The 25,591-nt window shown below is 30.1% G+C and carries 32 protein-coding genes; 3 read left to right on the top strand and 29 right to left on the bottom strand.

Features of this window, described 5'->3' with window-relative positions; all coding sequences use genetic code 11:
• The first annotated feature begins 426 nt into the window (after nt 1-426).
• A complete protein-coding gene (locus ACJDU8_RS04370) occupies nt 427-612 on the top strand; it encodes a hypothetical protein (protein ID WP_406790935.1) in 186 nt (61 codons plus the stop codon).
• A 357-nt stretch (nt 613-969) separates the two neighbouring features.
• Here the strand turns inward: ACJDU8_RS04370 and ACJDU8_RS04375 are convergent, their stop codons facing one another.
• From ACJDU8_RS04375 to ACJDU8_RS04385, 3 genes are all read right to left on the bottom strand, one after another.
• Nucleotides 970-1,548 (bottom strand): phage NrS-1 polymerase family protein, encoded by a 579-nt coding sequence (locus ACJDU8_RS04375; RefSeq protein ID WP_406790936.1) that lies wholly within the window; start codon nt 1,546-1,548, stop codon nt 970-972.
• A 76-nt stretch (nt 1,549-1,624) separates the two neighbouring features.
• Nucleotides 1,625-1,846: a helix-turn-helix domain-containing protein gene (locus ACJDU8_RS04380; RefSeq protein WP_406790937.1), complete on the bottom strand. Its 222-nt coding sequence runs from the start codon at nt 1,844-1,846 to the stop codon at nt 1,625-1,627.
• A gap of 82 nt (nt 1,847-1,928) precedes the next feature.
• A complete protein-coding gene (locus tag ACJDU8_RS04385) occupies nt 1,929-2,126 on the bottom strand; it encodes a helix-turn-helix domain-containing protein (RefSeq protein ID WP_406790938.1) in 198 nt (65 codons plus the stop codon).
• 67 nt (nt 2,127-2,193) lie between these two features.
• On the opposite strand from ACJDU8_RS04385, the gene ACJDU8_RS04390 reads away from it, so the two are divergent.
• Both ACJDU8_RS04390 and ACJDU8_RS04395 read left to right on the top strand, forming a co-directional pair.
• Entirely contained in the window at nt 2,194-2,625 is a 432-nt protein-coding gene (locus ACJDU8_RS04390; RefSeq protein ID WP_406790939.1) for a helix-turn-helix domain-containing protein, read from the top strand.
• 71 nt (nt 2,626-2,696) lie between these two features.
• Nucleotides 2,697-3,905, top strand: a complete 1,209-nt coding sequence (locus tag ACJDU8_RS04395) for a tyrosine-type recombinase/integrase (RefSeq protein ID WP_406790940.1) — start codon at nt 2,697-2,699, stop codon at nt 3,903-3,905.
• A gap of 319 nt (nt 3,906-4,224) precedes the next feature.
• On the opposite strand, the gene ACJDU8_RS04400 is transcribed toward ACJDU8_RS04395, so the two are convergent.
• The 26 genes from ACJDU8_RS04400 to ACJDU8_RS04525 all read right to left on the bottom strand — a co-directional run bounded on the left by ACJDU8_RS04400 (nt 4,225) and on the right by ACJDU8_RS04525 (nt 25,518).
• Complete coding sequence (locus tag ACJDU8_RS04400) at nt 4,225-5,904, bottom strand: YecA family protein (protein WP_406790941.1); 1,680 nt, start codon at nt 5,902-5,904, stop codon at nt 4,225-4,227.
• Nucleotides 5,905-5,990: 86 nt separating this feature from the next.
• Nucleotides 5,991-7,724, bottom strand: coding sequence for a DNA (cytosine-5-)-methyltransferase (gene dcm, locus ACJDU8_RS04405; RefSeq protein WP_406790942.1), 1,734 nt, complete (start codon nt 7,722-7,724; stop codon nt 5,991-5,993).
• A 127-nt stretch (nt 7,725-7,851) separates the two neighbouring features.
• Entirely contained in the window at nt 7,852-9,471 is a 1,620-nt protein-coding gene (locus ACJDU8_RS04410) for a recombinase family protein (protein WP_406790943.1), read from the bottom strand.
• Between the two features lie 35 nt (nt 9,472-9,506).
• Nucleotides 9,507-9,695, bottom strand: coding sequence for an SHOCT domain-containing protein (locus tag ACJDU8_RS04415; RefSeq protein ID WP_406790944.1), 189 nt, complete (start codon nt 9,693-9,695; stop codon nt 9,507-9,509).
• Between the two features lie 68 nt (nt 9,696-9,763).
• Nucleotides 9,764-10,909: a hypothetical protein gene (locus ACJDU8_RS04420; RefSeq protein WP_406790945.1), complete on the bottom strand. Its 1,146-nt coding sequence runs from the start codon at nt 10,907-10,909 to the stop codon at nt 9,764-9,766.
• Complete coding sequence (locus ACJDU8_RS04425; RefSeq protein WP_406790946.1) at nt 10,906-11,178, bottom strand: hypothetical protein; 273 nt, start codon at nt 11,176-11,178, stop codon at nt 10,906-10,908. The genes ACJDU8_RS04420 and ACJDU8_RS04425 overlap by 4 nt, the downstream gene beginning before the upstream one ends.
• Nucleotides 11,171-11,479, bottom strand: a complete 309-nt coding sequence (locus tag ACJDU8_RS04430; RefSeq protein ID WP_406790947.1) for a phage head-tail connector protein — start codon at nt 11,477-11,479, stop codon at nt 11,171-11,173. Before ACJDU8_RS04430 ends, ACJDU8_RS04425 begins: the two co-directional genes overlap by 8 nt.
• A gap of 3 nt (nt 11,480-11,482) precedes the next feature.
• Nucleotides 11,483-11,725: a hypothetical protein gene (locus ACJDU8_RS04435; RefSeq protein WP_406790948.1), complete on the bottom strand. Its 243-nt coding sequence runs from the start codon at nt 11,723-11,725 to the stop codon at nt 11,483-11,485.
• Nucleotides 11,726-11,741: 16 nt separating this feature from the next.
• Nucleotides 11,742-12,725 (bottom strand): major capsid protein, encoded by a 984-nt coding sequence (locus tag ACJDU8_RS04440; RefSeq protein WP_406790949.1) that lies wholly within the window; start codon nt 12,723-12,725, stop codon nt 11,742-11,744.
• A 23-nt stretch (nt 12,726-12,748) separates the two neighbouring features.
• Nucleotides 12,749-13,330: a DUF4355 domain-containing protein gene (locus tag ACJDU8_RS04445; protein ID WP_406790950.1), complete on the bottom strand. Its 582-nt coding sequence runs from the start codon at nt 13,328-13,330 to the stop codon at nt 12,749-12,751.
• A gap of 209 nt (nt 13,331-13,539) precedes the next feature.
• Nucleotides 13,540-13,935, bottom strand: a complete 396-nt coding sequence (locus tag ACJDU8_RS04450; RefSeq protein ID WP_406790951.1) for a hypothetical protein — start codon at nt 13,933-13,935, stop codon at nt 13,540-13,542.
• Nucleotides 13,936-13,946: 11 nt separating this feature from the next.
• A complete protein-coding gene (locus ACJDU8_RS04455) occupies nt 13,947-14,714 on the bottom strand; it encodes a minor capsid protein (protein ID WP_406790952.1) in 768 nt (255 codons plus the stop codon).
• Nucleotides 14,715-14,731: 17 nt separating this feature from the next.
• Nucleotides 14,732-16,051 carry a phage portal protein gene (locus tag ACJDU8_RS04460; protein WP_406790953.1) on the bottom strand — a complete coding sequence of 440 codons (1,320 nt, stop codon included), beginning with the start codon at nt 16,049-16,051 and terminating at the stop codon, nt 14,732-14,734.
• Nucleotides 16,052-16,123: 72 nt separating this feature from the next.
• The gene (locus tag ACJDU8_RS04465; RefSeq protein WP_406790954.1) at nt 16,124-16,543 is read right to left on the bottom strand and encodes a hypothetical protein; all 420 of its coding nucleotides are present in this window, start codon (nt 16,541-16,543) and stop codon (nt 16,124-16,126) included.
• 33 nt (nt 16,544-16,576) lie between these two features.
• Nucleotides 16,577-16,846, bottom strand: a complete 270-nt coding sequence (locus tag ACJDU8_RS04470) for a hypothetical protein (protein WP_406790955.1) — start codon at nt 16,844-16,846, stop codon at nt 16,577-16,579.
• A 151-nt stretch (nt 16,847-16,997) separates the two neighbouring features.
• Complete coding sequence (gene terL, locus ACJDU8_RS04475) at nt 16,998-18,602, bottom strand: phage terminase large subunit (protein WP_406790956.1); 1,605 nt, start codon at nt 18,600-18,602, stop codon at nt 16,998-17,000.
• Nucleotides 18,603-18,616: 14 nt separating this feature from the next.
• Complete coding sequence (locus tag ACJDU8_RS04480) at nt 18,617-19,114, bottom strand: hypothetical protein (protein ID WP_406790957.1); 498 nt, start codon at nt 19,112-19,114, stop codon at nt 18,617-18,619.
• Between the two features lie 14 nt (nt 19,115-19,128).
• Complete coding sequence (locus ACJDU8_RS04485; RefSeq protein ID WP_406790958.1) at nt 19,129-20,244, bottom strand: DUF6731 family protein; 1,116 nt, start codon at nt 20,242-20,244, stop codon at nt 19,129-19,131.
• 149 nt (nt 20,245-20,393) lie between these two features.
• Complete coding sequence (locus ACJDU8_RS04490) at nt 20,394-21,242, bottom strand: tyrosine-type recombinase/integrase (protein ID WP_406790959.1); 849 nt, start codon at nt 21,240-21,242, stop codon at nt 20,394-20,396.
• Nucleotides 21,243-21,432: 190 nt separating this feature from the next.
• Nucleotides 21,433-22,023: a hypothetical protein gene (locus tag ACJDU8_RS04495; RefSeq protein ID WP_406790960.1), complete on the bottom strand. Its 591-nt coding sequence runs from the start codon at nt 22,021-22,023 to the stop codon at nt 21,433-21,435.
• 52 nt (nt 22,024-22,075) lie between these two features.
• Complete coding sequence (locus tag ACJDU8_RS04500; RefSeq protein ID WP_406790961.1) at nt 22,076-22,309, bottom strand: hypothetical protein; 234 nt, start codon at nt 22,307-22,309, stop codon at nt 22,076-22,078.
• Nucleotides 22,310-22,466: 157 nt separating this feature from the next.
• The gene (locus tag ACJDU8_RS04505) at nt 22,467-23,540 is read right to left on the bottom strand and encodes a leucine-rich repeat domain-containing protein (protein WP_406790962.1); all 1,074 of its coding nucleotides are present in this window, start codon (nt 23,538-23,540) and stop codon (nt 22,467-22,469) included.
• Nucleotides 23,541-23,556: 16 nt separating this feature from the next.
• Nucleotides 23,557-23,883 carry a hypothetical protein gene (locus ACJDU8_RS04510; protein ID WP_406790963.1) on the bottom strand — a complete coding sequence of 109 codons (327 nt, stop codon included), beginning with the start codon at nt 23,881-23,883 and terminating at the stop codon, nt 23,557-23,559.
• Nucleotides 23,884-23,972: 89 nt separating this feature from the next.
• Complete coding sequence (locus ACJDU8_RS04515; RefSeq protein ID WP_406790964.1) at nt 23,973-24,263, bottom strand: hypothetical protein; 291 nt, start codon at nt 24,261-24,263, stop codon at nt 23,973-23,975.
• A gap of 105 nt (nt 24,264-24,368) precedes the next feature.
• On the bottom strand, nt 24,369-24,569 hold the full coding sequence (locus ACJDU8_RS04520; protein ID WP_406790965.1) for a hypothetical protein: 201 nt from the start codon (nt 24,567-24,569) through the stop codon (nt 24,369-24,371).
• Nucleotides 24,570-24,768: 199 nt separating this feature from the next.
• Nucleotides 24,769-25,518 carry a virulence-related protein gene (locus ACJDU8_RS04525; RefSeq protein WP_406790966.1) on the bottom strand — a complete coding sequence of 250 codons (750 nt, stop codon included), beginning with the start codon at nt 25,516-25,518 and terminating at the stop codon, nt 24,769-24,771.
• Nucleotides 25,519-25,591 lie beyond the last annotated feature (73 nt).

Raw genomic sequence — 25,591 nt, forward strand, 5'->3', positions numbered from 1 at the left:
CATTTGTTGTCAAAGTAACTACCATCTCAACCACTCTTATATGTTTTACTATGTCTTAACCAAAAGTGTATTAACAAGCTATTCAAACACCATAAGACACTTTTTCAACCTATTTATGCGGGTTTATCCTTATTTTTCTCTTTCTTTTTTATATGTATTATTCAACTATAGTTTTTTAATACAATAGTTTTTTTAAGGTTATTCCTTCTATTCCATATAATTCGTAAATTGAATTAATTATTAGCTCTGCAGCCGGGCATTTATAAAAAACTTGATATATCAGGTTTTAATCTAAAATAGAAAATCGACTAAAATATGGTATAATGTTATCAAGAGAATAAAAATGTTTTTAGTTAGTCACCCTCCGGTATTCTATCTCTTTCAAAGAGGTCGTTTCGGTTAATCTGACAGCAAGGGGGGGGCAATATGAGTGATTCTGTTACTATTACATCTATAGTATGTGTTACTATCATAGGTATAGTAGGTATTTTTGCTATTCTTGCATACTTAAAAGAAAAAGCTATTCTTAAATATAAGAACAGCTCTAAAGACAGTAATAATGAAATATCTATTACTGTTGATAGTGAAGAAGATAAAAACTCAAAAAACTAAAAATGCACCCATTCCACTAAGTGCATTTTAGTTAACTAAAAGCTTTGTAAAATATAAACCGAAACGGCTTCTTTTAAATATATTATACCACAATTACATTAAACTTAAACTTATTTATTTAAATAGAATAGTATAAACAAAGCTGTCACTAGTGGCAAAGCACATTCTATAATTTAGTAATTTATGTTAGATATCTTATTTTATTCAGACAGAAAAATTATTTTGTTAGAGTATGAATGGTATGACCATATATAAATAATAGCATGATACAAAAAATGAAATTTTAAAAGATATCGTATTAAAAAATATTTATAAAGGAGAAGTAGAATGTATGATTAGTTATGTAACACCAAATAATTATGTGATATCTATATTGTTATAATCTTTATCAAGCCAGAATGCTAAATGATTGCATAATGCCTGGTCTGCTTCACTCTGACTATTAAAAATATTCTGCCTGTCTTCAATGCTATCACCACAAATCTTATCTCCGGTGAGGGCAAAATACCTTCCTTCGCCATAAATTTCTATATCCTTTTTAATAACTTTTGAAATTTTGCCTTTAACTAGAATATGAATACCTGTTCCACTTTGATTTCTTTCCGTATAACTATTAAACTGCTTGATTATCCGTTGAGCATGTTCATTTATTTCACCATTTATGGTACAATTATCTATATCAACACCCGTAATATCAGTATTTGAAAACATAAAGCCTATACCTGAATACTTGTTACTTTTATTAATGTATATTTTCACAACAGTACTAAAGGTTATCCAGGTATTTGGATTAGTGCTACTCTCAACCTTATCATTTGTTTGGTAAGGTATTTTTGTCTTTTTACCTTTTCGGCTTTCCAGCCTCCATAATACCCAGTTATTATAATTTTTTAATTCTTGTGGAATTTTATCAAAGTTATTATTTATATATTGCATATGTTACCACCATACTTTTTTTGCTTTTAGAATAGTATCATCTCTAATCCACTTTTTCTTTTGTGTCATGTAATATCTAACATACATATTCTGACAAATCTTCTCCTAAGTTATCCCTTAAAAATCTTTCTAATTCAAACATTGGTACTTTCAACCTTCCAAGTTTTAAAGCTTTTATCTTTCCTTGCCTTATTAAATTATAGATAGTATTTGTACTACTCTTTAATATTTTTGAAGTTTCTTCTACCGTAAATATCATATTTGGAAGTTCTCTCTTTTCTATTGATGCCTTATTCATATTAAATCCCCCTTATAACTACTTATATTGCATGTGAAAAATCCAATATATATGCTTTACATTTTAATTACCATGCAATAGCTTAATCAGCAATAATCTCAGTTACATCAACATTTAAAGCTTTAGCAAGTAGACCTACAGATTTTATTGACGGGGTACTAGCACCATTAATTATTTTTGAAACTGTAGCTCTTCCAAGTCCGGATTTTTCCGCTAATTCATTAACTGATAAGCAGGATTTAGCTTGCGCTACCTTAAATTTCTTTAAATCCAAATTCATTTTTTCTCCTCCTTAAATACGTACTTTTATTTCGTATTGTGTTATTATCATAATCAGAGGTGATATTTTGAGTATTTCTGAAAACATCAAAAAATATCGTAAAACTAGAGGTTTTACACAAAAAACTTTAGCATTAATTCTAGATAAATCTGAACGTATGATACAAAAATACGAAAGCAGTGAAGTTACTCCTAGTATGGAAGTTATTAAAGCTATTTCAGCAGCTCTTAGTATAAAAATTAGTGATTTAATTGAAGACTACAATACTAAAGATATTACTAGTGAGGAAGCAACATCTTATTTTTTAGAGCACTATCTATATATCTTGGGTTACGAAATTATTCGTGAAATGAAAAATGGCTATTTAATTCTTAAATCAAAAGATGGAGAGTTTGAAATAAATTTGTTAGATATAGAAGACTTGAAAAGCAGTAGTAAATCTTTTATAGAATTTAAAATGTCTCAAATAATTAAAAAATCCAGAAAAATCGGAAAGTAATTAATATAGAGCTGCTACTATTATTTTCTGTAACAACTCTATATAAAAATAAAAAGGAGAAGTGATAATTTATGCCTGGAGTTTATAAGCGCGGTAACGCATGGTATTATTATTTTAACACTGCCAAAGTAGGCAACACCTATAAGAAAATTTGTAGGAAAGGGAGGAGAACTAAAGTTGATGCTGAAAAGGCTCTTAGAATGGCTTTAAATGAATATGAAAACACTGGGAACACTAAAATGAATAGTAATATAAGTGTTATTGATTACTTTAAATATTGGCTTGAGAATCACGTTAAGATTAATTTAAAGCTACATACCTACAATGCATATGAGGGAGTTGTAAAAAGGCATATAAACAAGGATTTAGGAAATTATAAGCTTAAATCTTTAACCCCAAATATACTGCAAGAGTTTCTAAACAACAAAAAATTAAATGGATACACTAAAAATGGCATCTCTAATTTTTATGGAGTTCTTTCTGGAGCTTTAAAGATGGCTGTACACCCATATGAATTAATCAAGGAAAATCCCATGACATATGTTTCTATGCCTAAATTTAATACTAAAAAATCTGATGAAGAAATGGCAACATTAACTATGGATGAAGTAAATAAAATACTTGATAGGTTTCCTATGGGCAGCTCTTTTTATATAGTGGTGCAAATAGCCTTTTATACCGGATTAAGAGCTGGAGAAGTGGGTGGGCTTACTTGGGATAATATTAACTTTCAGAGTAAAACCCTGACTGTAGAAAAGAGTTTATTAAAAAGAGGTCCCATATGGGAATTTGACACACCTAAAACAGACAGCTCTAACAGAACTATAAAGATAGGTGATAGTTTAATTAGTATTTTAAAGCGTCACCAGAAATGGCAGAAAGAAAATCAATTAAGATATGGCAAATACTATACCAAAACTGAATATAGTTTTCATGGAAAAATTTATAAAACTACTGACCTAATATCTACTAAAGAAAATGGCCAATTGATTTCAACTGAATCGTTAAAATACCTAAGCAAAGTTATTAATTATGATCTAGGTATTAATTTTCACTTTCATATACTTAGGCATACCCATGCTACTATGCTACTAGAAAATGGAGCTAAACCTAAAGATATTCAGGAAAGATTAGGTCATAGTAAACTTGCTACTACCATGGACACATACTCTCATGTTACAGATAAAATGAAACAAGATACTGTGTGTGGATATATTCGAAACTTTGGTAGCAAAAAAATAATTACTACGAATCCATTTTCATTGGTAGTAAATTCGTAGTAATTGCTTGTTTTTTATTATTCAAATTTCCTTTAAACCCTGATTTTACTTAGTTACTTTAACCACACATTCTACATGCCTGGAACGCTTGAAAAGAATATAGTAGCCTTATTTTCTACCCCTAGTTTTTTATTGTATTGGACGCTCCCTCTATAATCTTTAATTTTCTCCTTTAATAATAGATATCTTTACTTTTTTAATATTTTCTAATACTGAAAATTTACTAATTCAATCTAAAACATGTATATCTTTTGTTTTAAGTAAAGTGCATCATTAATTTTCACTTCAACTTTTAAATTTTGTAGAAATCACACTAATACTACAAATTATTGCCACAGCACTTTTTGTACTTTTTCCCACTACCACAAGGGCACAGATCATTTCTTCCAATTTTAACTTTTTTATTTGGATTTAAAAAGTTAATAAATTCATATATAATTGTTGTATTTTCGAAAACAGTCTTCAATAAGACCATATTATAATAATTTATTCCATTATCTCCGTACAAACAACCAGCACGTAAATTATGATAAATGTCATTCCTCAATTGAAATAATAATTTATAATTTTCATCATTTAAGATGCTTTTTATTTTGTTAATAATTATACCATTATCTAATTTAGTTTGAAATTCTTCAAAATATTTAATATCTGTATACTTCACATTATTCTTAGCAATGTATCGTGATAACTTATCATAACATGAATAAAGCCTAAAAAGAGCACTATAAAGCAAATATTGCTCATCTATTAAACTATCTAATTGCATAATTCCTATATTACTCCAATATTTATAAAAGCTATTACCTGCTATATTATAAACATCTACAATACAATGCACTGCTTCATCCATCCTAAAAAATATATCAATAATTAAGTTACTTTTGTAATCAGATAATTTCAAGAATAGATCATTTTTATACATCTGCAATTTTTGTAAATCTTCTGAGTCGTATTTTCTAAAAGTAATTTTGTCATCAAACTTCAAGAACTTTTCAATCATTGGAAAAGTTAATATCTGATTAATTTCTTTGCCATTGCTTACTTGTATAATAATTTGATCCAATAAGTTATAAAATTCATTTAAGCAAAAAATTATGTTCTTAATTTGGGGTAAATATATATCTTTATCTACTTTATTGCCATCTCGATTCCAGTATTCAAAACTTTCATTACCATGTGCTTGTATATCTTCATTAATTACTTTTGAATAATAAGACAAATCATGATCGTTAGATTGCCTAATACTTTTCAATTCATTATATAAGTTGTTGCTTTTAAGCCTTTCAAAAATTATTTTATACTGAGAATTTTTATAATCAGAGTTCTTTTTAAGAAACTTTTCAATTTTAAATGTCTTGTTCAATGATAAATTAGACTCAAAACTGTATCTATAAAGAATACCTAGAATTACAAATATTCTTTCATTTACTTCAAATAAATGCTCTACAGAATTATTGTAAAAAAATCTTCCTGAATAAAAATGTTTTGTAGCAAGTTCTATTCCATAATTCAGTAAAATAGTATCCTTACAACACATATTTACAAAAAAATGTGTATCTTCTATTAAGTTAATTAAATATCCAAATGGCGTAATGTTTGTTACTTCTTTCAAAGTATTATTATTAAGATAATTAGCCATTATATCATCTAATCTCTCGTCTAACTGACTCGTTCTTTGAAAAAATGTCTCTATTGTTTGTTTTTCATCATATGTAAGCAAACTAAGTGTATTATTTACTGTTATCTTTTTTAATATTTTATTGCACTCTTCATCGTCAATCCAAAAATTTTCTTTAATTTCCTGTGATGTATAATACCCACAAAAATCATTTTCTATCATGATATTAGCAATATTTAAATTATCGATATCACAACCATTTCTACATTCACAGGCTTTGTCATGTATTATATATAAAGAATACTCTTTGCAAACAGGACATTTATACTTTTTTCTATAATTTAAGCTTTGACTATTCCTAAAAATTTTCTTCCACATAATTATACTCCTCTTAATATTTTTAATACTCCACTAACGTATTTATATTTTCAACAAATTAGGCTTTTATAAATAAGTAAATCTTTTTATAATATAAGTTCATCAAATTTATCTCTAAGATAATTGTTGATTTCTTCAACATCGCATCTTTGGCGAAAAATTATCAACTCTTTAATATCATCATCACTAAGCACAATAATATACCCTTGTCCGCCTTTTAAAGCATCTTTGCATCTATTGTTTAAACTTTTTTTATCTTCTATATTTCTGCAAACAAGAATTCCAAACTTTCCAATATAATTATTAAATCTTCCAATAAGTTGATCTATTTCTGGATTTAATGGAGTTGACGAATAATTCTTACATTCAATTATAATTTTAGGACAAAATACTTTATGCAAACTTCCTAATTCACAGAAAAACCCTTTTTCTGCTAAATTATCGAACATTATATCTATTCTTTTTCTACCTTCGTTTATTTCAGCTTCAATTCTCTGTCGTAATACATAGCCTTCAAAAATAAAATTTAAGGCTTTGGTAATATACTTATGAAATACTATAGCATCTTCTTTTCCTGGTTTTATTTCATCTAACTCTTTAATTAATTTAATAGCATTTAGCTCTTCATCTTCTATTTTACTCGAGTTTTCTTCTTCTCTATTTATATGTTTTTCAATTATCACTTGCTGTTGGATACTCTTTAGCTCATTTTTTTTATTTACACTAAAATTCGAGGAAGCTTCTATTATTGGTAAATCACTATTTTCCTCAAATTCATACAATTTATTTTTATGATAATGAAATACACCAGTATTATCTGAATGCACTTCATTATCATCACATAAATATTCTTTATTATCTAAAACTTTTATAATGTTCTCTGCTATTCTCTTTACTACTTTAACTGAAGAACATCCAGCAGCATATTTATATAATCTATTTTCATTAAAGCCTTTTGAAAATTTAAAATCACAAAAACCTTGCATCATAAAGCATTCACTCGGAGTTAGCATCCTAATACCATAATTATCCTTTATTACAGGAACATATTGCGGTTTACTTATATATGATGTTAGCGCTGGACAAATATCATAATTTCTTACTATTTTATTATCATAATTTGGCTGTTTTCTAGATATTAATTTAAGTTGATAAATCCTGCCTTTTACTTTTACTTCCTTATTAAATATTTTGTAGTAACTAGAATTTTCATTATAATAATAGTCTTCTTCTTTTTTATCTACTGTATCTATAATATCATTTATTTTCAAATCTAATTGAATCTTTTTGGGGAATTTAAATATCTCAAATTCTTTTATATCCCTGAAACCCACAATATATACTCGCTCTTTATTATGAGGTATATTTCCATGCTCCTTAGTGCTAAGAATTTCATATTTTATATAGTATCCTATGTTCTTAAGTTCTTCAGTAATTATCTTAAATATTCTATCATTCGTATGCGACACCAAGTCTTTAACATTCTCCAGCAGAAACGCTTTTGGTTTCTTTTTATTTAATATCCTCAAAATCTCAAAAAACAAGATTTCTCTTCTATTATCAAATCTTCTTCCTGCACCTGAAAGTCCTTGACAAGGAAACCCACCAACTAATATATCAATATCAGGAATACTTTCAGCTTCAATTTCTCTTATATCCCCTTCAACTAGACATACATCACTAAAATTTTCTCTATATAATTTACAAGCATTCTTATCTATTTCATTTGCCCAAACAATCTCCGCTCCTGCTTGTTCAAATGCCTTTGATAAACCTCCAGCACCAGCAAATAAGTCTCCTACAGTATACTTATTATTCAATACCAATCCCTACCTTCAAAAGTCATCATTAGGTCTAGTAAACAAGAATATTAGACTTTCTATACATATAAAATATCCTCATTTACTACGTGGTATTATTTTACTACCAATCTATTCTATTTTCAATTCAAATTCTTTCTTCCACTCTCATCCCATTCCTCAATACAAAAACAAAATGCGTTGGTGAGATAATTTCTATCTTATCTACCAACGCATTAAATATTTTATCATCAAATTTTGTAAGTAAGCTTTCCTGCTCTTTTATAACTTTTATAATTTCAGCTACCCTTTGTTTATATTGCTTTACATCCAATTTTCCTTTTTCAATCTTAGCTTTCTCCTGTCTCAGTTTCTCAAGTTCCCCAGAAAGTCTTGCATACTCTTCACTATAAACTTCTTCATCCATCTTCCCTTTAGTTTGCAGCTTTATTAGTTCTTTTAATTCTTCCTTTGCAGATTCAATCCTAGTTTCAATTTCTATTAAATCAATATTTTCAGCTCTCTTAGATAGTACCTTTTCTATATTTTTGCTTATAGTTTCAATAAAGTCCTCGCTATAATTCTTTAATCTATTGAATACATCTACAAAAGCTTTTTCTAGTATCCTTTCATCTACTGATTTTGCAGTACAGGCATCTTTTCCCTTTTCAATATATGTTTTACATTGCCACACTATTTTCTTTGAGGAGTTTGTACTATTCCAAGTTCTTCTTCTAAAGGTATTTCCACAATCTCCACAGATTACTTTCCCACTAAAAGGATATTTACTGGAGTATTTACTCCTATCACCTTTTATATTCCCTTTAAGCTCTGCCCTCCCTTCCTTTTCTTCCTGAACTTTTTGAAATACTTCCTTTGGAATAATAGCTTCATGGTTATCCTCTATTTTATACTGTTTATCTATTCCCCTATTTTTTACCCTTTTATGTGAAAGGTAATCTACTGTTATGGTTTTTTGCTGAAGAAGTATTCCACAGTACTTTTCATTTGTAAGTATTCCTATAATTGTAGAGTCCCACCACCTTTTATTGCCTGTACCTGTAGGTATTCCATCCTTTTCAAGTTCCTTTGCTATTCCCTTATAACTTTTACCTTCTAAATATTCCCTGTAAATCCTCTTTACAACTTCAGCTTCCTTCTGGTTTATAACAAGCTCACCATTTTCATCCTTATCATAGCCTAGAAATCTTGTGGTATTGCAAAATACCTTGCCATCATTAAATCCTTTCACTATACCCCACCTTGAGTTTTCAGAAATATTCCTGCTTTCATCCTGGGCTATGGAAGAAAATATAGTTAAGAATACTTCACCTTTTGAATCCAGAGTATCTATATTTTCTTTCTGAAATAATACTGAAATCCCTCTTTCTTTAAGTTCCCTCACATATTTAAGTAAGTCCATTGTATTGCGTGCAAACCTTGAGATTGACTTTGTAAGTACTAAATCAATCTTCCCTTCCCTGGCATCCTTTATCATTCTTAAGAATTCAGTTCTATTTTTAGTTCCTGTTCCCGAAATCCCCTCATCCGCATAAATATCAACATATTGCCACTCCGGGTTGCTTTGTATATAATTTGTATAGTAACTCACCTGATTTTCATAACTTTCAAGCTGTTCTTCATTATTTGTGCTTACCCTGCAATAAGCACAGACTCTTTTCTTTTTAATGACTACCTCTCCATCAACCTTTTCGTATACTCTTGTTGGAATAATCTCAACAACTTTTTTCTTTGCACTTAGTGCCATAGACATCCTCCTTTATATTCTCAAAATTTATATTCTTATTGCACGTTCATGTTATAATTGTTCTGGACACTAATCAAGTTAAACCATTGATTTTCCTTAGGTTTAAAGCACTTTTTATTCTCATCGTCTATGGCTGCAAATTCTTCCTCTGTAATTATGTTTTTATCTTTTAAATCCTTTAATATATGTACACTTAATAAATAATTTATGTAGTTTTCATTCATTAATAAACATTTCCCCTTTCCCCATAAAAAATAAGCAGGTTACTTTACCTGCCCTTAATGTTGAAATTTTACCATTCCCCTTTTAATTGAATATCCTGTGTTATAGTTCCACCACTTTCATTACTTACAGCTGTCAATACAAGTTTTGGCGTACTCATGCTTTTATTTTCAATCTTTACAGAATAGTTATTTAATACTGTATAAGCATAATTTGCTGATGGCACACCATTTGAATCAAGTGTAAAAGTATAGGTATCATTTGGAGCCAGTACTCCATTTATGTATTTTTCCATACCAAACATCATGGCATAATCTTCTATAATGGAAAAGCTATTATAGTTCTTATCCGTTCCATCAGTTTCTGCTTCATACATTTTATATGTAACTGTATCGGGTTCCTCATCAACTTCAATATCTAAATCCAGCTTAACATTCGGATTGCTTTCCATATATACTGATATAGTCACCTTTCCCAAAGCCACAGGGTGCACAACTCCATTTGAAACAACAGCAATATTTTCATCTGAACTCCGCCATATAAGTGAAGCCCCTGTATATTCAGAACCATTTTTCAGCACTACAGCAGTATATGTATAATCTGAGTCAATATTAACTGTTCGATTCTCATCATTTACAGTTATTCTCCATACATCAATTAAGTTTTTATTGGCAATTTCATTTTCCATATCATCATTGGCACCTATAGAATCTTTTTCAGCGTGAATTATGTTGAGTCCATTTCTACTGCGGTCAACACCTGATACCTTCCACACATACCCCAGCTTTACAAACCTGCTGTTAACATCTATTTTATTAGAAATGGTATCCATAGGTATAGTAACAGTAACTTCACCTGCTGCTATATTTATAACTCCATTTCCACCAATAGATACACTTACAATTTCAATGATAGAATCAAATTCATTTAATACTCCATCAATTACAACTTTAATTCTATAGTTGCTCCTTCTTATTTTTGCCTTATAAGATATACTCTCTTTATTTTCCTGGCTTATTACAAACCATTTTTTATTTTCATATTCAACAATATCTCCTGTCTGTATATTTGCATCTGTTCTTATGTACAAATCATCATAATAATCCTGATTTTCACTGGCACTGCTTATTACTGCTGTATTGTCCATATTATTGATTTTTACAGGCTCCCCTTTTTCAAATTTAAAAAAGTTCCAGAATTTATCTATTTTATTCAAGTATTATCACGCTCACATTCGTAAAGCCACAGTTCCATATAGTCACTCCATGTTTTAATTTTCATTACCTTGTAGAGCTTATCTTGAAATTTAATATAAGATTCCATATTTACTAAAGGTATAATATCGCAAAAACCCCGTTTGGTAACATTAATTTCAATTCCATCTTCAAACATTATAGATTTATCATAGGGCTGTATATCAATATAAGCTTCAGTAATCTTATCAAAACCGCCACTTAATATATCTACTTTTGTGTCATTAAACATCATATCCACCTACTTTAACTTTAGGAAGTGGAAGGGCTTTTCTAATATTTTCAGGAATGCCACTCTCAAAGGTTATACTTCTTTCACCTTCGGTTTTCTGCTTATAACCCAGGCTGTCTCTATTTTTATAGAGATAAATTGAATAATCTACAATTGTATCATTGTAATCTGATGATAATTCAGTAACATTGCAATATCCAAGTATACTCTTTAACGCCACATTTAAATAATGATTCAAAATATTATCCTTTGAAGTATCTGTACTATCAATGCCCAGCAGTAATTTCATAAGTTCCAGCATAAGCTATTCCTCCATTTCTTTTAACATTTTAACAAGTTCATCTTTTTTTATGCCAATGGCATTAAAGCCTTTTCTCTTTGCATATTCTATTAATTCTTTATAGTTCATTTTTTCAATTACTGCATATCCATTTTCATAGAACCAGGAAATGAGATGGGGGATATGTGTCTCCCCCACACCATTTACAAAGTTTACTCCTGCGGATATACCATTATATTTTTCATTTTTTGAATATATCCTTGCCATATGTATTACCTCCAGTTTATGCTACCTTGATATTTCTAAATACCCCTGCACTTTTAGTTGTTTTAAGGGCAACTGCTGCTACCATTTCAACTTCACCATTTTTTACAGCTCCAGAAGTTGAGAAGTCTGGAAGCCATATTTTAACCAAATCCTGATTGGCAAGGGATACCGCATGGAATCCATCAAGGGCAAGTGTTACAGCATAAAGATCTGTAAGTCCAATTATCACATCAGTGCCATCGGGTTTTCTAGTATCTACAATGGAAATTACAGGATCATTGCTTCCAACTTTTGCTCCAAGATCCACAAGGACAATGCCATCATAGGCATCTACCTTTCTGCCAAAAGCATCTTCACTTCGAGTTAAGTACCCTGACCTCCTTGCTACAGATTTAATTTTAGTTATAAGTTTTGAATTACCTCCAAGAAATGTAGGTTTTCCATCAAGGTTTGATAGGAATTCATCCAGTAAATCGAGAAACTCCTTATAGTTTGTATCAAGTGATGCTGATGTAGATAAATCAATAAATGCTCCTGAATTAAATTCCGTACTTGAACCTGTAATTGCCTTATTGAGTCCATCAAAAGAATTAGTGTCAACTGCTGAATCTCCATTAATAATAGTATCGTGAAATAATGCCTTTGCAGCTTTAACCTTCTGCTGTACCTGTAAATTCACTTCATCTACAAGTCCACCTGTATTTGCTATAATCCTATCTATACCGAATGAACCACCAAAAGGTTTAAGTTCCACCGTATATCTGTCCTTAGTTACCTCCTGTGTAGTATATTCACTGTTGATTGCCCTGAACGAAGCTGTAGGCTGAGTTATAAGTCTTGTATAACCATAAGTAAGTGTTGCACCGTTAGTTCCGGGTGTTACTGCATTATCAAATGAAATATTGTCAAGTATAAAAGAACTCTTTCTGAATTCATCAATTACCCCCTTTTGGATATCATCCTGTGTATTTAATTTTGCCTGTTCTAATGTTACTGCCATAATAAATCATTTCCCCTTTCAATTTAATTTTTATTTGAATAATAATTTTTAAGTGCTTCATTTAAGTTTTTAGGCTTCATATTCTCCATAGTGCTGTTTGGATGAGTGTATCCTTCTCCTTTAAGTCTTGTCTCCACTGCCTTTTGAACAGATGAATTAAAATTTTCCTCAAAAACACTAATATTTTTAGCTGTGTTTTCCTCATTATCTGCAATAAAAAAATCCACCAAATCAACTGGCAAATTCTTTTCACTGGCTAACTTTACAGCTTTGCTTATTAATGTTTCATGTAATTTTTCCTGCTTCATCTTTTCAATTTCATTCCTTAATTTTTCAACCTGTATTTCTTTCTCATCTTTAGCTGGAAATCTCTTTTTAACCTCATCATCAATTAAATTTTCAAGGTTATTGGATTTCCAGGTCTCAAGTGCCTTATTAAAATGTTTGTCTTTAGTTGAATCCAGCCACTTTTTAGCACTTTCATCTTCAGCTACAAATTTTTCAATACCTTCAACACTTATTTTGTTTAAGCCCTGAAGATATTCCTTAACTTCTGCCTGCTCCTTATTGGTCTCAATAAACTGTTTTACTTCATTTAAATCCATGTTTTCCTCCTTCTTGCCCCTTTGACTTCATAGAACCAAAGATGCATTCATAATTTTTTACATAAAAAAGAACAGTTTAATGTCATATTCGGGACAGTTTATTTCGATGTTACTATTTAGAATCCCTAAAAATGGAGTTATAATACAAATATACTTTAACCCCACTTTTAAGTTTTACACCCATTGATATTACTGGCTTCAAGATACCCCTAAATCGTAACATTATGTCTCTTTTCTCTTAACTTTTTCATTCTCAATTTTGCTTTTTCCCTGTCATTTATCTTTTTACATTTCGCACAAAAGTGCTGCCTGTTAGAGTTAGCACTAAAGGAATCACCACATCTTTCACACCTAACTCTTGGCTTTGCTTTTATCTTGTCTACCCCATCCATATGGCGTTCATTTCTATATTCAAATTCCAGTTCAGCCTCAATGGGTAGAACTCCTTCTTCAAAATATCTACAGCCTGTGGACTCCTCATTATCGCAAAAAAATAAACAAGACCCATCAATATTGCAACAATAGTTATTGATAGAGCCTTGCTGTGTAAAATAACAGGCACACTTATCTTTAATAAGTTTCTTGATTTTGTTTGAATTTTTCATCTACTTCACCCTTATACTGGTATCCAACAGCAGTTACAGTTTGGATGTGCAGGAATGCCTGGTCTGTTTTTATCATCAAGTCTAAATACCTTTCCGTCCATGGCTTCACAGTACATACAGGTATTTTGGCATACATCTGCACACCACATACCTTTTTCTATTTTATAATCGGCAAATAATTTTTCCTGTGCAGCTGTAAAAACTCTGGTCTGCTCTGTATTTAAAAGTACTTTACTGCTATATGTACTTATTTCAAAGACATTTGATATATCTGTAATCATTTCATCCAGAGTTTTTCTATTTAATATGTTCCTGTTAATTTTATTGTAAATACTTTCTGCAAATTCAGTTATATTGTTTTGAAGCCTATTTGTAATGGTACTTCCTTGATAATTAGCATTAATTATTTTTCCTATTTCTTCTGGAATAAGTTCTCCTTTAACATCCATTTGTTTTACATCATTTAATACTTCAAGATTCTTAAAATAGGTTTCTTCATAAATATCCTTTAGCTCGTTAATGAAGAACTCATATTGAAAATCATAAAGTTCATTGGCATATTCTTTTATCTCCTTCTCCAAATCGTTCATTATGATATTCTTTCTAAAATTGCTTATCTTACCACCAGAAATATGCCTGTTATAATAATCACTGATAAGTGCTATTAATATAAGAAGATACTTCTTGTATTCTTTCTTAATTTCCTCCACATCACCATTTGCCTTGTCCATCATTTCTTTTTTGATTTTTACTATTTCATTTTTAACTAATTTATTCATAACAATTGTCCCCTTTTCTAATTTTGATTTTGAATAATATCTTTGTGATTAACATCAGTATTCCATAAGTCCAGCGTTTTTTGTTCAGTTCTATATTTTGTAACCTCAAGCCTTGGATTCTCAACAAACGGAAGAAGTGTAAGCAGTGTTTCCTGTGAACATACATTTTCAAGTTTTGTAATAACATCGGCAAGTCCTGTTAAATCTGTTGGTAAGTTTCTTGTAAATTTAACAGCTACATCCCTATAGTCATACTGTTTTCCCTCTTTCTTGGACAAAAAAATAAAAAGATTTTTAAGCCTCTGCTTAATCACCTTTTCCATAATAGCTTCTCTCATAGATACCCTGTTTTCAAGATTTAAGAGTTTATTCCTGAGTGCCAGGGATGATGTATTGGCTGCCCAGTTTTCACTGAAGTTTACCTCATCCATAAGATCATATATTTTTCTTTCAATATTATCCAGTTCATTTTTAACAAAGGAATCATTTATATCTTTAGTAAGCCAGCTTACTTTTCCTCCTGATGGTACTTGAATAATGCCCATCTGCTTCATTTTACCTAAATCCTCTTCCTCAAGTTTTGCATTTTCTATAACAAGGTAGGCATTTCTATGGTCTGCAATTTCATTACAGAGGTCAGAGTTTATTGCATTATAGGCATCAAATAATGAAATAACATCCTGAAAACCACTTTTTCTCTCTGAATTTGCTGGGCATACTGTTACTGGAACTTTTCCAAATATATGATTATGGTTTCCCAAAAGCTGAAGTCCCCCTTCTGAATAAACAAATCCGTATGTACTTGCTTCTCCAATCTTATAGTGAAGAATTTGATTATCAGTATAAACATCAAGATATTCATTGGTATCAAACTGCTTTGTATATTTATGTACTGCCAGAAGAACATTTCTTTCGTCAGTTTCATCTTCTAAAACATAACAGCTAAGTGGATTAAATATTGCAGCTGAAAATTCTCCCTCCTCATTAACATAATTTAGTTCATAACTCTCACCAAATATTTCTGACTGCTTCCTCAAATTAATATTATGTTCTTTGTCCCAGTGGCTTGTATTTAAATCAATTGCATTTATAATATCTTCATCATCTGATTTAGAAACATAGTTTACAGGCTTACCCAGTAAATATCCTACTTCATTGTCTACAAATTTACGTGGAAAATTAAAAACCAACTTCATATTGCTCCTGCTGTCCTGCATAGTATAATTATTTAAAATGCTATGCCTGCCTTTATAGTAGTCCTTGTATATCTTCTTTTTTAGTGCATTACTATTTAGCTCATTTAAGCATTGTAATATTAGATTTTCCGTTATTTGCAAATTATCAGCTCCTTTCAAAAAATGGGCATAAAAAAGCCGCCATCGTTTTTGATGATAGCTTCTTGAGTTCCTTTAATAATTTTTTTTTCGCTGTTCAATTCCAGATAAAATTTTATCAAAACTATTTTTATCATCACTAAACACTCTTGCAATTCTTAACTCATTTTCATAAAATTCATTAATCATGTTTGCAGCAATAGGCAATGGAATTATTACATTTTTAAATATTAAGGCTGGATATCCATCAACTTCTGCACCTCTGTACAAAAATGTAACCTCTACCGATTGAGAATTGGGATATTTTCTGAATAAGTCATCCCATTGGTTTCCTTTGAGTGATTCATCTTCTTCTCTCCTTCTTTTATTCTGTAATTTCACTTGTAGATTAAAGTCATTCTTATAAGTACCTATTTTATTTGCATTATCATAATTCCATTCATATTCATTAAAGTTATTAACTAAATTTTTTAAAAACTCCTGATTCTTAGGCATTTTGATTCCTCCTCGTAGCCAATTCTTAAAAAATTATGGTTTCCTTTTAAAGACTGTAATATTTTCAGTATTTTCTGGAAGTTCAATTATTTTACTATTATAAATTTCTTTTTTAGCAATCGAGAGTTCTTTTTCTAAATTTTTTATTTTTAGTTCGTATCTTACATCTTTTATAGCATTGCTGACTGTTGATTGGCTTACTTCAAACATTTCTGCAATTTTTGTTGTACTAACATTTAAATCCTCATCATTGTTTAAAACATACGACATAAACTTATGTTTATCTGTCATTTTTCTTTTCATATTAGTGCCTCCTTTATTTAATAATTATCCGATAATTATTAAATAAAGTTTATCATACCCTGCTAGCTATGTCAATGCTTAGATAATTTTTATTCTGAAATTAATTACTTATTGCCCCTAATAACAACAATTATTACATACAAAACTAATCTTAAAACAACAAACTTCTATCATAAAACTTCAAACTCTGCACCCCCTGTACTAATTGAACAGCTCCATATAAAGAATCAGGTGCATCATCGTGTTTACAGTTTTTGTTATAATCCTTTATTTGATTATTGTACTGTATATTATCTGAATTAAATAAAATATACCCATTTTTAACATCTGGTTCAAGAGTTATAATTCTCTCATGCTTCTGTCCTTTAGAATTTATAGCTTCTACAGGAACATAAAATTTAGATTTCCATAACTCTTCCTCAAATTTCTGTTTCATATAGCTCTGTGCTTGTGTAGCCTCAAATCCTATTTTCTCAACTGGGTAATCCTTTAATTTTTCTACTGCAACCTGAAATAAATCATCAGGAAGAAGCTTATAGATAGTACCATCAACCACATACATCTGCTTAGTTTTCCTATGCCTTCCTAGTACAGTGATTGCTGAATAGTCATTTCTTTTTCCCGCTTTAATTGCTGGATCAATATACATCACAATTTCCATATCTTCAAAGTCGGGAAGTTTATTCCAATACTTAACATCCTGGAATATATAATCATCTGTACTTCTTGGATCATTTTGCATCTCCTTATAGAAACTCTTTTCCCCCATAGATTGTTTCTTGCACATAAGATAATAATAGTCCAAATATTCATCCCATAGAATCTCTGTGCCCTTTAGCATTTTCTCTTTATTTGCATTAAAAAAAGATAGAGCTGTTTGAATTCTATCTTCATCCTGTAAATTATTATACTTTATTTGCCACTCTGCCCAGAGGTCATCCCTTACAGACCAACTAATCACTGCTGATTTTTTAATGCTTCGAACCCCTGGAATTTTACCTTTTAACAATTCTGCCATCAGGTCTTCCTCATTTAAAATAGTGCCCATAACTAATATATTTGTATCTCTTGTACCTATTGGAATAACTACATCTGTAAATGTGCTTTTGACCTGTTCCCTTTTGGTTTCAGATTTTGCCGTATCATCTTTAAGTAAATCATCCAGCAGTACCAGTGTAGGTCTATGCTGTTTATAATGAATTCCTCTAAGTGAGCCATCAATTCCCCTTATCATAATACAGGAATCAATGCCACCTTTAGTTCTAATCCATATCTCATTATTATTCCATCTGTTTCCCTTCTGAATAGCAAAATCCTCAATGAGCATTTGATTTTCCTCAAGTTCACTCTTAATCATATCAAGAAAAGGAACAGCAATCTGCTCCGTTGCTGATATTATTAATGTAAATTGTGATTTATTATAAAGTGTAGAATACAGTAGAAATAAAAAAGAATTGATTGTGCTTTTACCATGTTCCCTTGGCAGTCCAAAAGCTTCAATCAACCCTTTATTATTAAGCATATATTTCAACTCAGCAAAAAGCTCTCTGTGAAATTTTCCAAACTTACGGTCAAAGTATTTGGGAAAATAACAGAGAGCAAAGAATTCTATATCCATCTCACCTAATAGCTTACGAAGTTCTGAAAAAGAAAACTCTTCTACAAGCTGCTTTATTTTCTGTGGTGAGAAGTATTTTTTCATGTATTGGTGTAGTAATTGGTTTTGCACATATTGTTCATTCATATAGATGGTCATTTAATCACCTCTTCTTACTGCATTTTATTTGTTTTCTGAAGATTATCATTTTTCACAACCATATCCGTGGTAAATTTCAGCATATATACTGCGCCTAAAATCATATACCAAAACATTATAAACCCAATTAATGAAATAAATACTTTAAAATATTTATTTAAATTTAATGGTAACACTGTAATAAACAGTGCCAATACTACAACAACCATTGAAGATAAAATAATTTTATTTAAAAATTTATATACACTTTTGGTTACAAGTGGAAACTTGTTTCTTATTCTATCAAAAAGTAAACTTCCTTTTAGCGATATCAATAAAGTTAAAATTAAACTGATAACTACAAATATAATTGATGCAAACATTATAACATTTGGCATTGTACCTCTAACATTTTTAATAAAGCCAAAGTAATATGCAAAAGTAGAGAAAATAGATATTACTATACATATAATTAATAAGTATCTTAAAAAGATGTCCTCAAATTTCTCAAATATTTTATTTATTTTTTTCATATAAATTCCTCACTTTACAATTGACTTATAATTCGAGCAACCACCTTCCTAGTGTTTATATAGTTTTCTTTCATTTTTTGATATAAAAATTCATGACCAACTGATGTTCTAGCACGAATCTTAAAACTTATAACATCCGTAAGTCTTGGATGCAACAAATTTACAAGTTCAACATTTGAATCATCATTATCTTTTTTAGTAATTTCAACAATTGGTCTTTTTTCTTTATCACTAATATTATTAAAATCATTAACTAACTTTTCCACCTCATTTATATCTAATGATTGTGTTTTTTTAGACGTGTTCACGGACAAAACAACCTCAAAGTTTATACCTGTACGTTCTCCAATTAGCCTTCTAGTTTTTCCCATAAGGCCTTCGCTTTCAGGGTCAAGTAACGCATCAAGCATAAAATCAGATCCCTTAATTCTTATTTTTTTAAAATATTCTGCATCTAATACCTTTTCTGCCTTACTTGGATCAACTAATATACTAAGTTCACATGCTAATTCGTCTATTAATCCTTTAATTTTGGCTTCTCTAATATACCTTCTTCTTAATAAGGTGAAATATGCTTGTATCTGATTAACCGATAATCCATAATTATTTGACTGTATCATAAGCACACTATATTTACAGTCATACAGTATGCTTATAAAATCTCCAATGTATTCATCATCAGTAAGTATTATATCCTGCTTTACTTTTCCAATTTGTTTTTTAGCAGGTATCATATTATCCCTCATTTTCGTCAATTGAAAACTAATAATATCATCCTTTAATGGGGTAAAAGTTCCTGGCTCAATTTCAACAACAATTCCACCAATATCTATTGAAGTATAAATTCCACTATAAGAGAAATATTCTAGCATAGACTTCATATCCCATGGGGTTGCCTTGTATTTATTATATGTTTTTTCTTGTTCTAATATTTCTTCTTCTTGTTTTAATATTTCCTTCTGTTTTTTAGTTAATTTTTTTCCCCCTCTATCCTTAATTTTTTGAATTATAACTTTTGTTTTTATTACCTTAGATAATATTTCCTCATCGACAACAAGCATAGATTCAAAATAATTAAATCTTATATTTTTATTAACAGTTTTTACAGTATTTTTTTCTTTCTTTAGCATGTTATTTCCCCCCAATAGAATATAATTCTTTCCTTTATTATATTTTTGAAGAGAAAATTTGTCAAAAATTTCTGCACTATTTACTGAAAGGGCAATTTTTCCCACACAGAAGCCCCCCTCCATTCAAGGCAATAAAAAAGGAATGGTTTCTACCACTCCAAGCCTTCTAATGCCCTGACCATATCATCTTCTGGTGTTTGGGTATATCTATTTGTTGTAATTATACTTTCATGTCCCAATATTTGCTGAATAGTTGTTATTGGCACCTGTTTCCTTACCAAATTATATCCAAGTGTATGGCGGATCATATGCGGTGTTACCTTGATGTGGAGCCTTTCAGCATATTTTTCTAGTATAAGGTTCACTGCATTCCGCTTTATTGCTCCTCTTTGACCAATAAATAAGTATTCAGAGCTATCATCTTGTCTTACTTTAAGGTATTTATCAACAGCTTTCCTTACATCCTTATTCAACGGAACAGTCCTTTTAGCATTTCCTTTGCCAATGACCTGTAAACTGCCTTTTCTTTCAGATATTTTTATATCAATCAGCTTAATATTTACTAATTCACTTACCCTAATGCCTGTTTGAAGCAACATCTCTATAATACATATATGCATCAGGTTTCCTTCCCGATGGATTTCATTTCTAAATTTCCATAATTGCCTATCCTCAAGTCCTTTAAACTGCTTTTTATCTTTATCCTTTATAATACCTATTGAAATAACTTTATTTATAATGTCTTCTTGTTTCAAATACTTTAAAAATGAATTTATACCGGCAAGTTTACGGTTGATTGTTATAACAGCTTCACCTGAACTCTGTAAATATTTTTTATATTCCACCAAGTCCAGTTCAATCACCTTCCCAATACCTGCCTTTGTTCTACTATCATACCAAGATATAAAAGCCCTGGTATCTCTTACATAACAAGAAACTGTATTTCCACTCTTATCCTTTGCTTGTAAATATTCTTCAAAACCCTTGATATAAACCATATAAAACACCTTCCTTCCATTGGTCACATGATACCTCTGAAAAGAATTAATCTCAATACATAAGAGCAATTATGCAATCAGTTTTTAATAATTTTCAACGGTTTTAAGCCATTGTTGGAAAGTGAAAAGCCATTTATCTCTTGAATTACTCACGACATAAGTATTAAGCATTATGCTTCAGCTTTTAAATTTAATCTTCCTTTGGTTCAGTTTCATTATAATCATTATTATCAGAATCATCAATAGAACCTTTTTCACTTTTAGGAACAGGTTCATCTGCAATAGAATAATCTGCATCTACTGTTTCATTATTAATCATCTCAAGGAATAACTTCTTCCTTTCCTCTTCTTGAGCTTTGGTATCAAGAATTATTTCCTTCCTATCACTCCATTTCTCAGGTGCTCTATTCTTTAGCCAAAATATCATTGCTGTTGGGTTAGGTGGTTGATGTTTCTTAACCTTTTCAATTCTAGTTCTCTTTTTACCATTGTTATCTTCTTCAATAATTGTTTTCACTTCTTCATATTCATATCCCATTGCAGATTTAATTAATGCTTTCTCAACTTCACTATCTATTGCTTGTTTGTAACTTTTAACAATATCTGATAAAACCTCATGCTCACGCATATATCTGTACCATGTATCAGGGTTTATATTTAATCTTTCACATATCTGTTTGTCAGTGCTTCCTTCAAGAATCCATTGTTTGATCTCGGACAATCGTGGAATTACTACAGTATCATACTTAGTTAATTCCTTGGTATTTACTTTTTTACTCATCACCTCACCCCCAAACTAAAAAAGAGCCTTGCCATTGGCTCTTACAAACTAATTATTTTTGCGTTACACACTTATTCTTAATCGATTTAATGCAGAAATATATGATACTAAAACAAATCATATATATCAACATACCCTCTAGAAAATATAAAATATTAAACCCGTCCTCAAATATATTGTATCTAAACCCTATAATCCCATTCACAATATCTGTTATAATACATCCTGCGAAGAACGCTACAAAGAAAGTCCAATCCTTCCAAAAGTGCTTTTTTTCATTGCCCATCCAATCTCTCCTCCTTCTTATGTAATAATAATTCATATTGTAAAGTTATTTATTCCCATAAATCGTACTGAAAGCTAATACTCAGTGAATTTATCACGTATATGCCAATAACATTACCGTCGGAACTTGATTTATACTTTCTTAACCTATAAAATTCCTAGAAAGTTGTATCGACTCTTATGGGTTTGATATCCTTAAATTTAGTAATTTCATATTCTATATCCTTAAAATCATTATTGAATAATGAAATGTATTTCAGATCTACTAGATTTATAATACTTTCAGGTAACTTATTAATTTTATTGTTATGAATCCCAAAGTACCATAAATTAGTTAGCTTGCCAATATTATCAGGAATCTTTTTTATCTGATTAAATGGTGCAAATAACACCCATAAATCGCCTAAATTACAAACCTCTTCAGGTAAATCTAGTATTCTATTGTTACTTAGATCCAGTACTGATAGATTTTTAAGATTTTCTATTTCTTTAGGTATACCTGATATAGATGTATTCTCTATCCTTAGCTCTTCTAGCTTGGATAAATAAAATATACTAGAAGGAATACTGCGAATTTGTTTTCCTGATATTATTAGACGATTTAAATTAGTTAAATTGCCTATGAATTCTGGAATTTCGTTTATATTGTCATCTAATATTGAAAGTCCTTGTAGTTCTTTAAAATCAGCAATAACTTCTGGTATTTGATGTAAATTCATATGTGATAGACTTAAGTATTTTTCTTCTTTATTTTGAAGAAGCTGTTCTATAGTTTTCTTTTTATCCTCGCCTAATTGTAAGTTGGGAAATTTATCTAAAATATCCTGTTTTTCCTCATGAGATATATTAAGCCATGACATTTTTTCATGAGCAACACTAACAAGCCATCCATTGTTATTTTTATCCAGAAAACTTAAATCCATTGGTAACTTCGGAAGATACCAATCATAAAGAGCATTAACTGAATTTTGTAATATAGAAACTGTGTTTTTATTGCATTGAAAATGATATATTAAAGAACATTCTCCATAACTTATAGTTCCAGGCCATTTGTTATGCTTGATTTTTTTAATTAAATAAGGTTTGAGTTGCTTCAAAACTTCTAAACCGCTCTCTTGAATATTACCACAACTCGAATTAACAACAAAAACAAACTGAGAGCATCTATTTGCTGCATATTCAATTAATATTCTATATGTTTCACCTCTAGGTTCTTGTAATATTGAAACCAATTTTCAACCCATCCCCTCAACAATTTACTTTTCTAGCTTTAAATTTTGACTCTTCACCATCGTAAAATATAAATTCTCCTTCTATTAAATCCTCATTAATAATTTCAATCCATCCAATTCCATTTACTGGTTCAAGTTCATCTGTGCCTACCCATTTAAATGTAAACTTTTCATTATCATTTTGATCTATAACTTTCCCTATAAAATCACCAGTAACTAAACCAAATTGAAATTCTCCGCTTCCATCATGATTGATCTTAATAAATGCCTGCACTTCCATATTAAAGTATTCTTCATTCCACATTTCCATTTCATAAACACTCCAAACACCTTGGAATTCCATAATTTTCATCTCCTTTTATTAATAATTTTATATTAACAAAAGAGTATGTACAACAAAAAAGTAAAAAGTGCTTCTCCAGTCCATAGTATTTATTTCATCTTCATCGTCTCAATCACTCCAACAGCTTTCAGAGCATCTCTAAAAGCACACATATATATTTCCCTGTAGATAATTGCTATTTGTTCATTTGTAACATCTCCATATTCTATAAATAGTTCCTGTAATTTTTTATCAGCTTCATCCATTACTTTATCTTGTACTTTCCTTAATTCAGTTTGTAATTGCTTATACCTTTCATCATTTTTACCTAAAGCAAGTGAAATATCATTAAGCCTTTTATCAATAAAAAAATCAACGAACTCTCCAAATTCTTCCAACATATCCATACCTCCAAATCTTATGTTTGTGCTATGTTAACTCTTAATGGATAAGGTTTCAAGTTATATTTCTCGATCTAAAAAGGGCATCTCCCAGCCCCTTTTTCTTTACTTCAATATTCCAATTTTCTCATCGAATTCATCAATAAACTTCTCATCTAATCCCCAAAATATAATTAATTCCTCATATAAATTCCTAATTGACTTCAAATCTTCCTTGGCACCTTCTTCTCCCAACACACATATCTTTTCCTTAGCTGTGGTCAGTAATCCCTTCAATGTTATCTTAATCAAATATTCAGTTTTCATTAATAATTCCACCTTTCCTTATTGCTTAGGTAGTACATTACCTCTACACTGATATAAAAGTAAAGTTGAAATATATATCCATTTTACCCATTTACACCTTTGCCCATATTGAAGCTAAAAATAATAGTGGTTCAATTACCCTACCTCAATAATAATATCGCAACAAAAACCCTCACAAAGCCAATATAAAAAGGGAAGCTTACTGTTCCCCATATACCTCTTTATTTTTCTTTTCAGGTTTGCCATATCTAAAAGCTCCATTCCCCGATAGCTTTTCAAGTAATATTTTCCTTGTAGCTTTATATTCAGTCCCAATCATACCTAATCTCAATAGCCAAGTTCTAAAAGTATATTTTTCATTGTCAGTACCTTTTACCCTGGCTGAAGCATATTTCAAGGTTTTAGAATTTTCATTTATCAACTCTATGAATTTACTATATGCTTTGAACCTTTCAGGTTCTACCTCACCTTCTAAGAATTTAAATCTAATAACACTGCTATAAAAATCAAATGTAATCCCCGGGCAGCTTTTTTCTCCTATATCATGTAAAGCTGTTTTAAAATCCCCTAAAGTTTCAATTTCACCTTTATTAATTCCTATTGAAAAATCATCATCTATAATATTTTCTGTAAGCCCTAAAGCTTTCTGTATAAGTTCCTGTTTACTATAAATCATATTTACTAGATTCTTCAGTGTAATTCCTGTATGACCTTCCATAGGAACTTCTATATCAAAAGCTCTGGTTTGCCGTTCTGCTTCCTTAGTGTCATTCAGCAATTCTTCAAGCTCAACTTCCTTACCTTCTGCATTTGTAATTTTTCCTTCTCTATCAACAATTATAAGTCCTGCTGATGTTTCTATTTCATATGCAAAGCTTGGAACTCCCATATACTGTGGTTTTACCTTGAAGTTCTCTCCTAATAATCTAACAATCTCTTTTCTATCCATATTCAATGACCTCCTGTATTTTGTTGTGTACATTAATCACTCTAAAAAACAGTTAAGTCAACTCAATTAAGGA

It is taken from the genome of Candidatus Clostridium eludens (assembly GCF_045310515.1).
Classification (GTDB): domain Bacteria; phylum Bacillota; class Clostridia; order Clostridiales; family Clostridiaceae; genus Clostridium_B; species Clostridium_B eludens.

What these genes read in the sequence shown, in the direction of transcription:
- ACJDU8_RS04370 (WP_406790935.1), top strand. Translation starts at nt 427, where the DNA reads ATGAGTGATTCTGTTACTATTACATCTATAGTATGTGTTACTATCATA.
- ACJDU8_RS04375 (WP_406790936.1), bottom strand. Translation starts at nt 1,548, where the DNA reads ATGCAATATATAAATAATAACTTTGATAAAATTCCACAAGAATTAAAA.
- ACJDU8_RS04380 (WP_406790937.1), bottom strand. Translation starts at nt 1,846, where the DNA reads ATGAATAAGGCATCAATAGAAAAGAGAGAACTTCCAAATATGATATTT.
- ACJDU8_RS04385 (WP_406790938.1), bottom strand. Translation starts at nt 2,126, where the DNA reads ATGAATTTGGATTTAAAGAAATTTAAGGTAGCGCAAGCTAAATCCTGC.
- ACJDU8_RS04395 (WP_406790940.1), top strand. Translation starts at nt 2,697, where the DNA reads ATGCCTGGAGTTTATAAGCGCGGTAACGCATGGTATTATTATTTTAAC.
- ACJDU8_RS04400 (WP_406790941.1), bottom strand. Translation starts at nt 5,904, where the DNA reads ATGTGGAAGAAAATTTTTAGGAATAGTCAAAGCTTAAATTATAGAAAA.
- ACJDU8_RS04410 (WP_406790943.1), bottom strand. Translation starts at nt 9,471, where the DNA reads ATGGCACTAAGTGCAAAGAAAAAAGTTGTTGAGATTATTCCAACAAGA.
- ACJDU8_RS04415 (WP_406790944.1), bottom strand. Translation starts at nt 9,695, where the DNA reads ATGAATGAAAACTACATAAATTATTTATTAAGTGTACATATATTAAAG.
- ACJDU8_RS04425 (WP_406790946.1), bottom strand. Translation starts at nt 11,178, where the DNA reads ATGTTTAATGACACAAAAGTAGATATATTAAGTGGCGGTTTTGATAAG.
- ACJDU8_RS04430 (WP_406790947.1), bottom strand. Translation starts at nt 11,479, where the DNA reads ATGCTGGAACTTATGAAATTACTGCTGGGCATTGATAGTACAGATACT.
- ACJDU8_RS04435 (WP_406790948.1), bottom strand. Translation starts at nt 11,725, where the DNA reads ATGGCAAGGATATATTCAAAAAATGAAAAATATAATGGTATATCCGCA.
- ACJDU8_RS04440 (WP_406790949.1), bottom strand. Translation starts at nt 12,725, where the DNA reads ATGGCAGTAACATTAGAACAGGCAAAATTAAATACACAGGATGATATC.
- ACJDU8_RS04445 (WP_406790950.1), bottom strand. Translation starts at nt 13,330, where the DNA reads ATGGATTTAAATGAAGTAAAACAGTTTATTGAGACCAATAAGGAGCAG.
- ACJDU8_RS04450 (WP_406790951.1), bottom strand. Translation starts at nt 13,935, where the DNA reads ATGAAAAATTCAAACAAAATCAAGAAACTTATTAAAGATAAGTGTGCC.
- ACJDU8_RS04455 (WP_406790952.1), bottom strand. Translation starts at nt 14,714, where the DNA reads ATGAATAAATTAGTTAAAAATGAAATAGTAAAAATCAAAAAAGAAATG.
- ACJDU8_RS04465 (WP_406790954.1), bottom strand. Translation starts at nt 16,543, where the DNA reads ATGCCTAAGAATCAGGAGTTTTTAAAAAATTTAGTTAATAACTTTAAT.
- ACJDU8_RS04470 (WP_406790955.1), bottom strand. Translation starts at nt 16,846, where the DNA reads ATGAAAAGAAAAATGACAGATAAACATAAGTTTATGTCGTATGTTTTA.
- terL (WP_406790956.1), bottom strand. Translation starts at nt 18,602, where the DNA reads ATGACCATCTATATGAATGAACAATATGTGCAAAACCAATTACTACAC.
- ACJDU8_RS04480 (WP_406790957.1), bottom strand. Translation starts at nt 19,114, where the DNA reads ATGAAAAAAATAAATAAAATATTTGAGAAATTTGAGGACATCTTTTTA.
- ACJDU8_RS04485 (WP_406790958.1), bottom strand. Translation starts at nt 20,244, where the DNA reads ATGCTAAAGAAAGAAAAAAATACTGTAAAAACTGTTAATAAAAATATA.
- ACJDU8_RS04490 (WP_406790959.1), bottom strand. Translation starts at nt 21,242, where the DNA reads ATGGTTTATATCAAGGGTTTTGAAGAATATTTACAAGCAAAGGATAAG.
- ACJDU8_RS04495 (WP_406790960.1), bottom strand. Translation starts at nt 22,023, where the DNA reads ATGAGTAAAAAAGTAAATACCAAGGAATTAACTAAGTATGATACTGTA.
- ACJDU8_RS04500 (WP_406790961.1), bottom strand. Translation starts at nt 22,309, where the DNA reads ATGGGCAATGAAAAAAAGCACTTTTGGAAGGATTGGACTTTCTTTGTA.
- ACJDU8_RS04510 (WP_406790963.1), bottom strand. Translation starts at nt 23,883, where the DNA reads ATGGAATTCCAAGGTGTTTGGAGTGTTTATGAAATGGAAATGTGGAAT.
- ACJDU8_RS04515 (WP_406790964.1), bottom strand. Translation starts at nt 24,263, where the DNA reads ATGTTGGAAGAATTTGGAGAGTTCGTTGATTTTTTTATTGATAAAAGG.
- ACJDU8_RS04520 (WP_406790965.1), bottom strand. Translation starts at nt 24,569, where the DNA reads ATGAAAACTGAATATTTGATTAAGATAACATTGAAGGGATTACTGACC.
- ACJDU8_RS04525 (WP_406790966.1), bottom strand. Translation starts at nt 25,518, where the DNA reads ATGGATAGAAAAGAGATTGTTAGATTATTAGGAGAGAACTTCAAGGTA.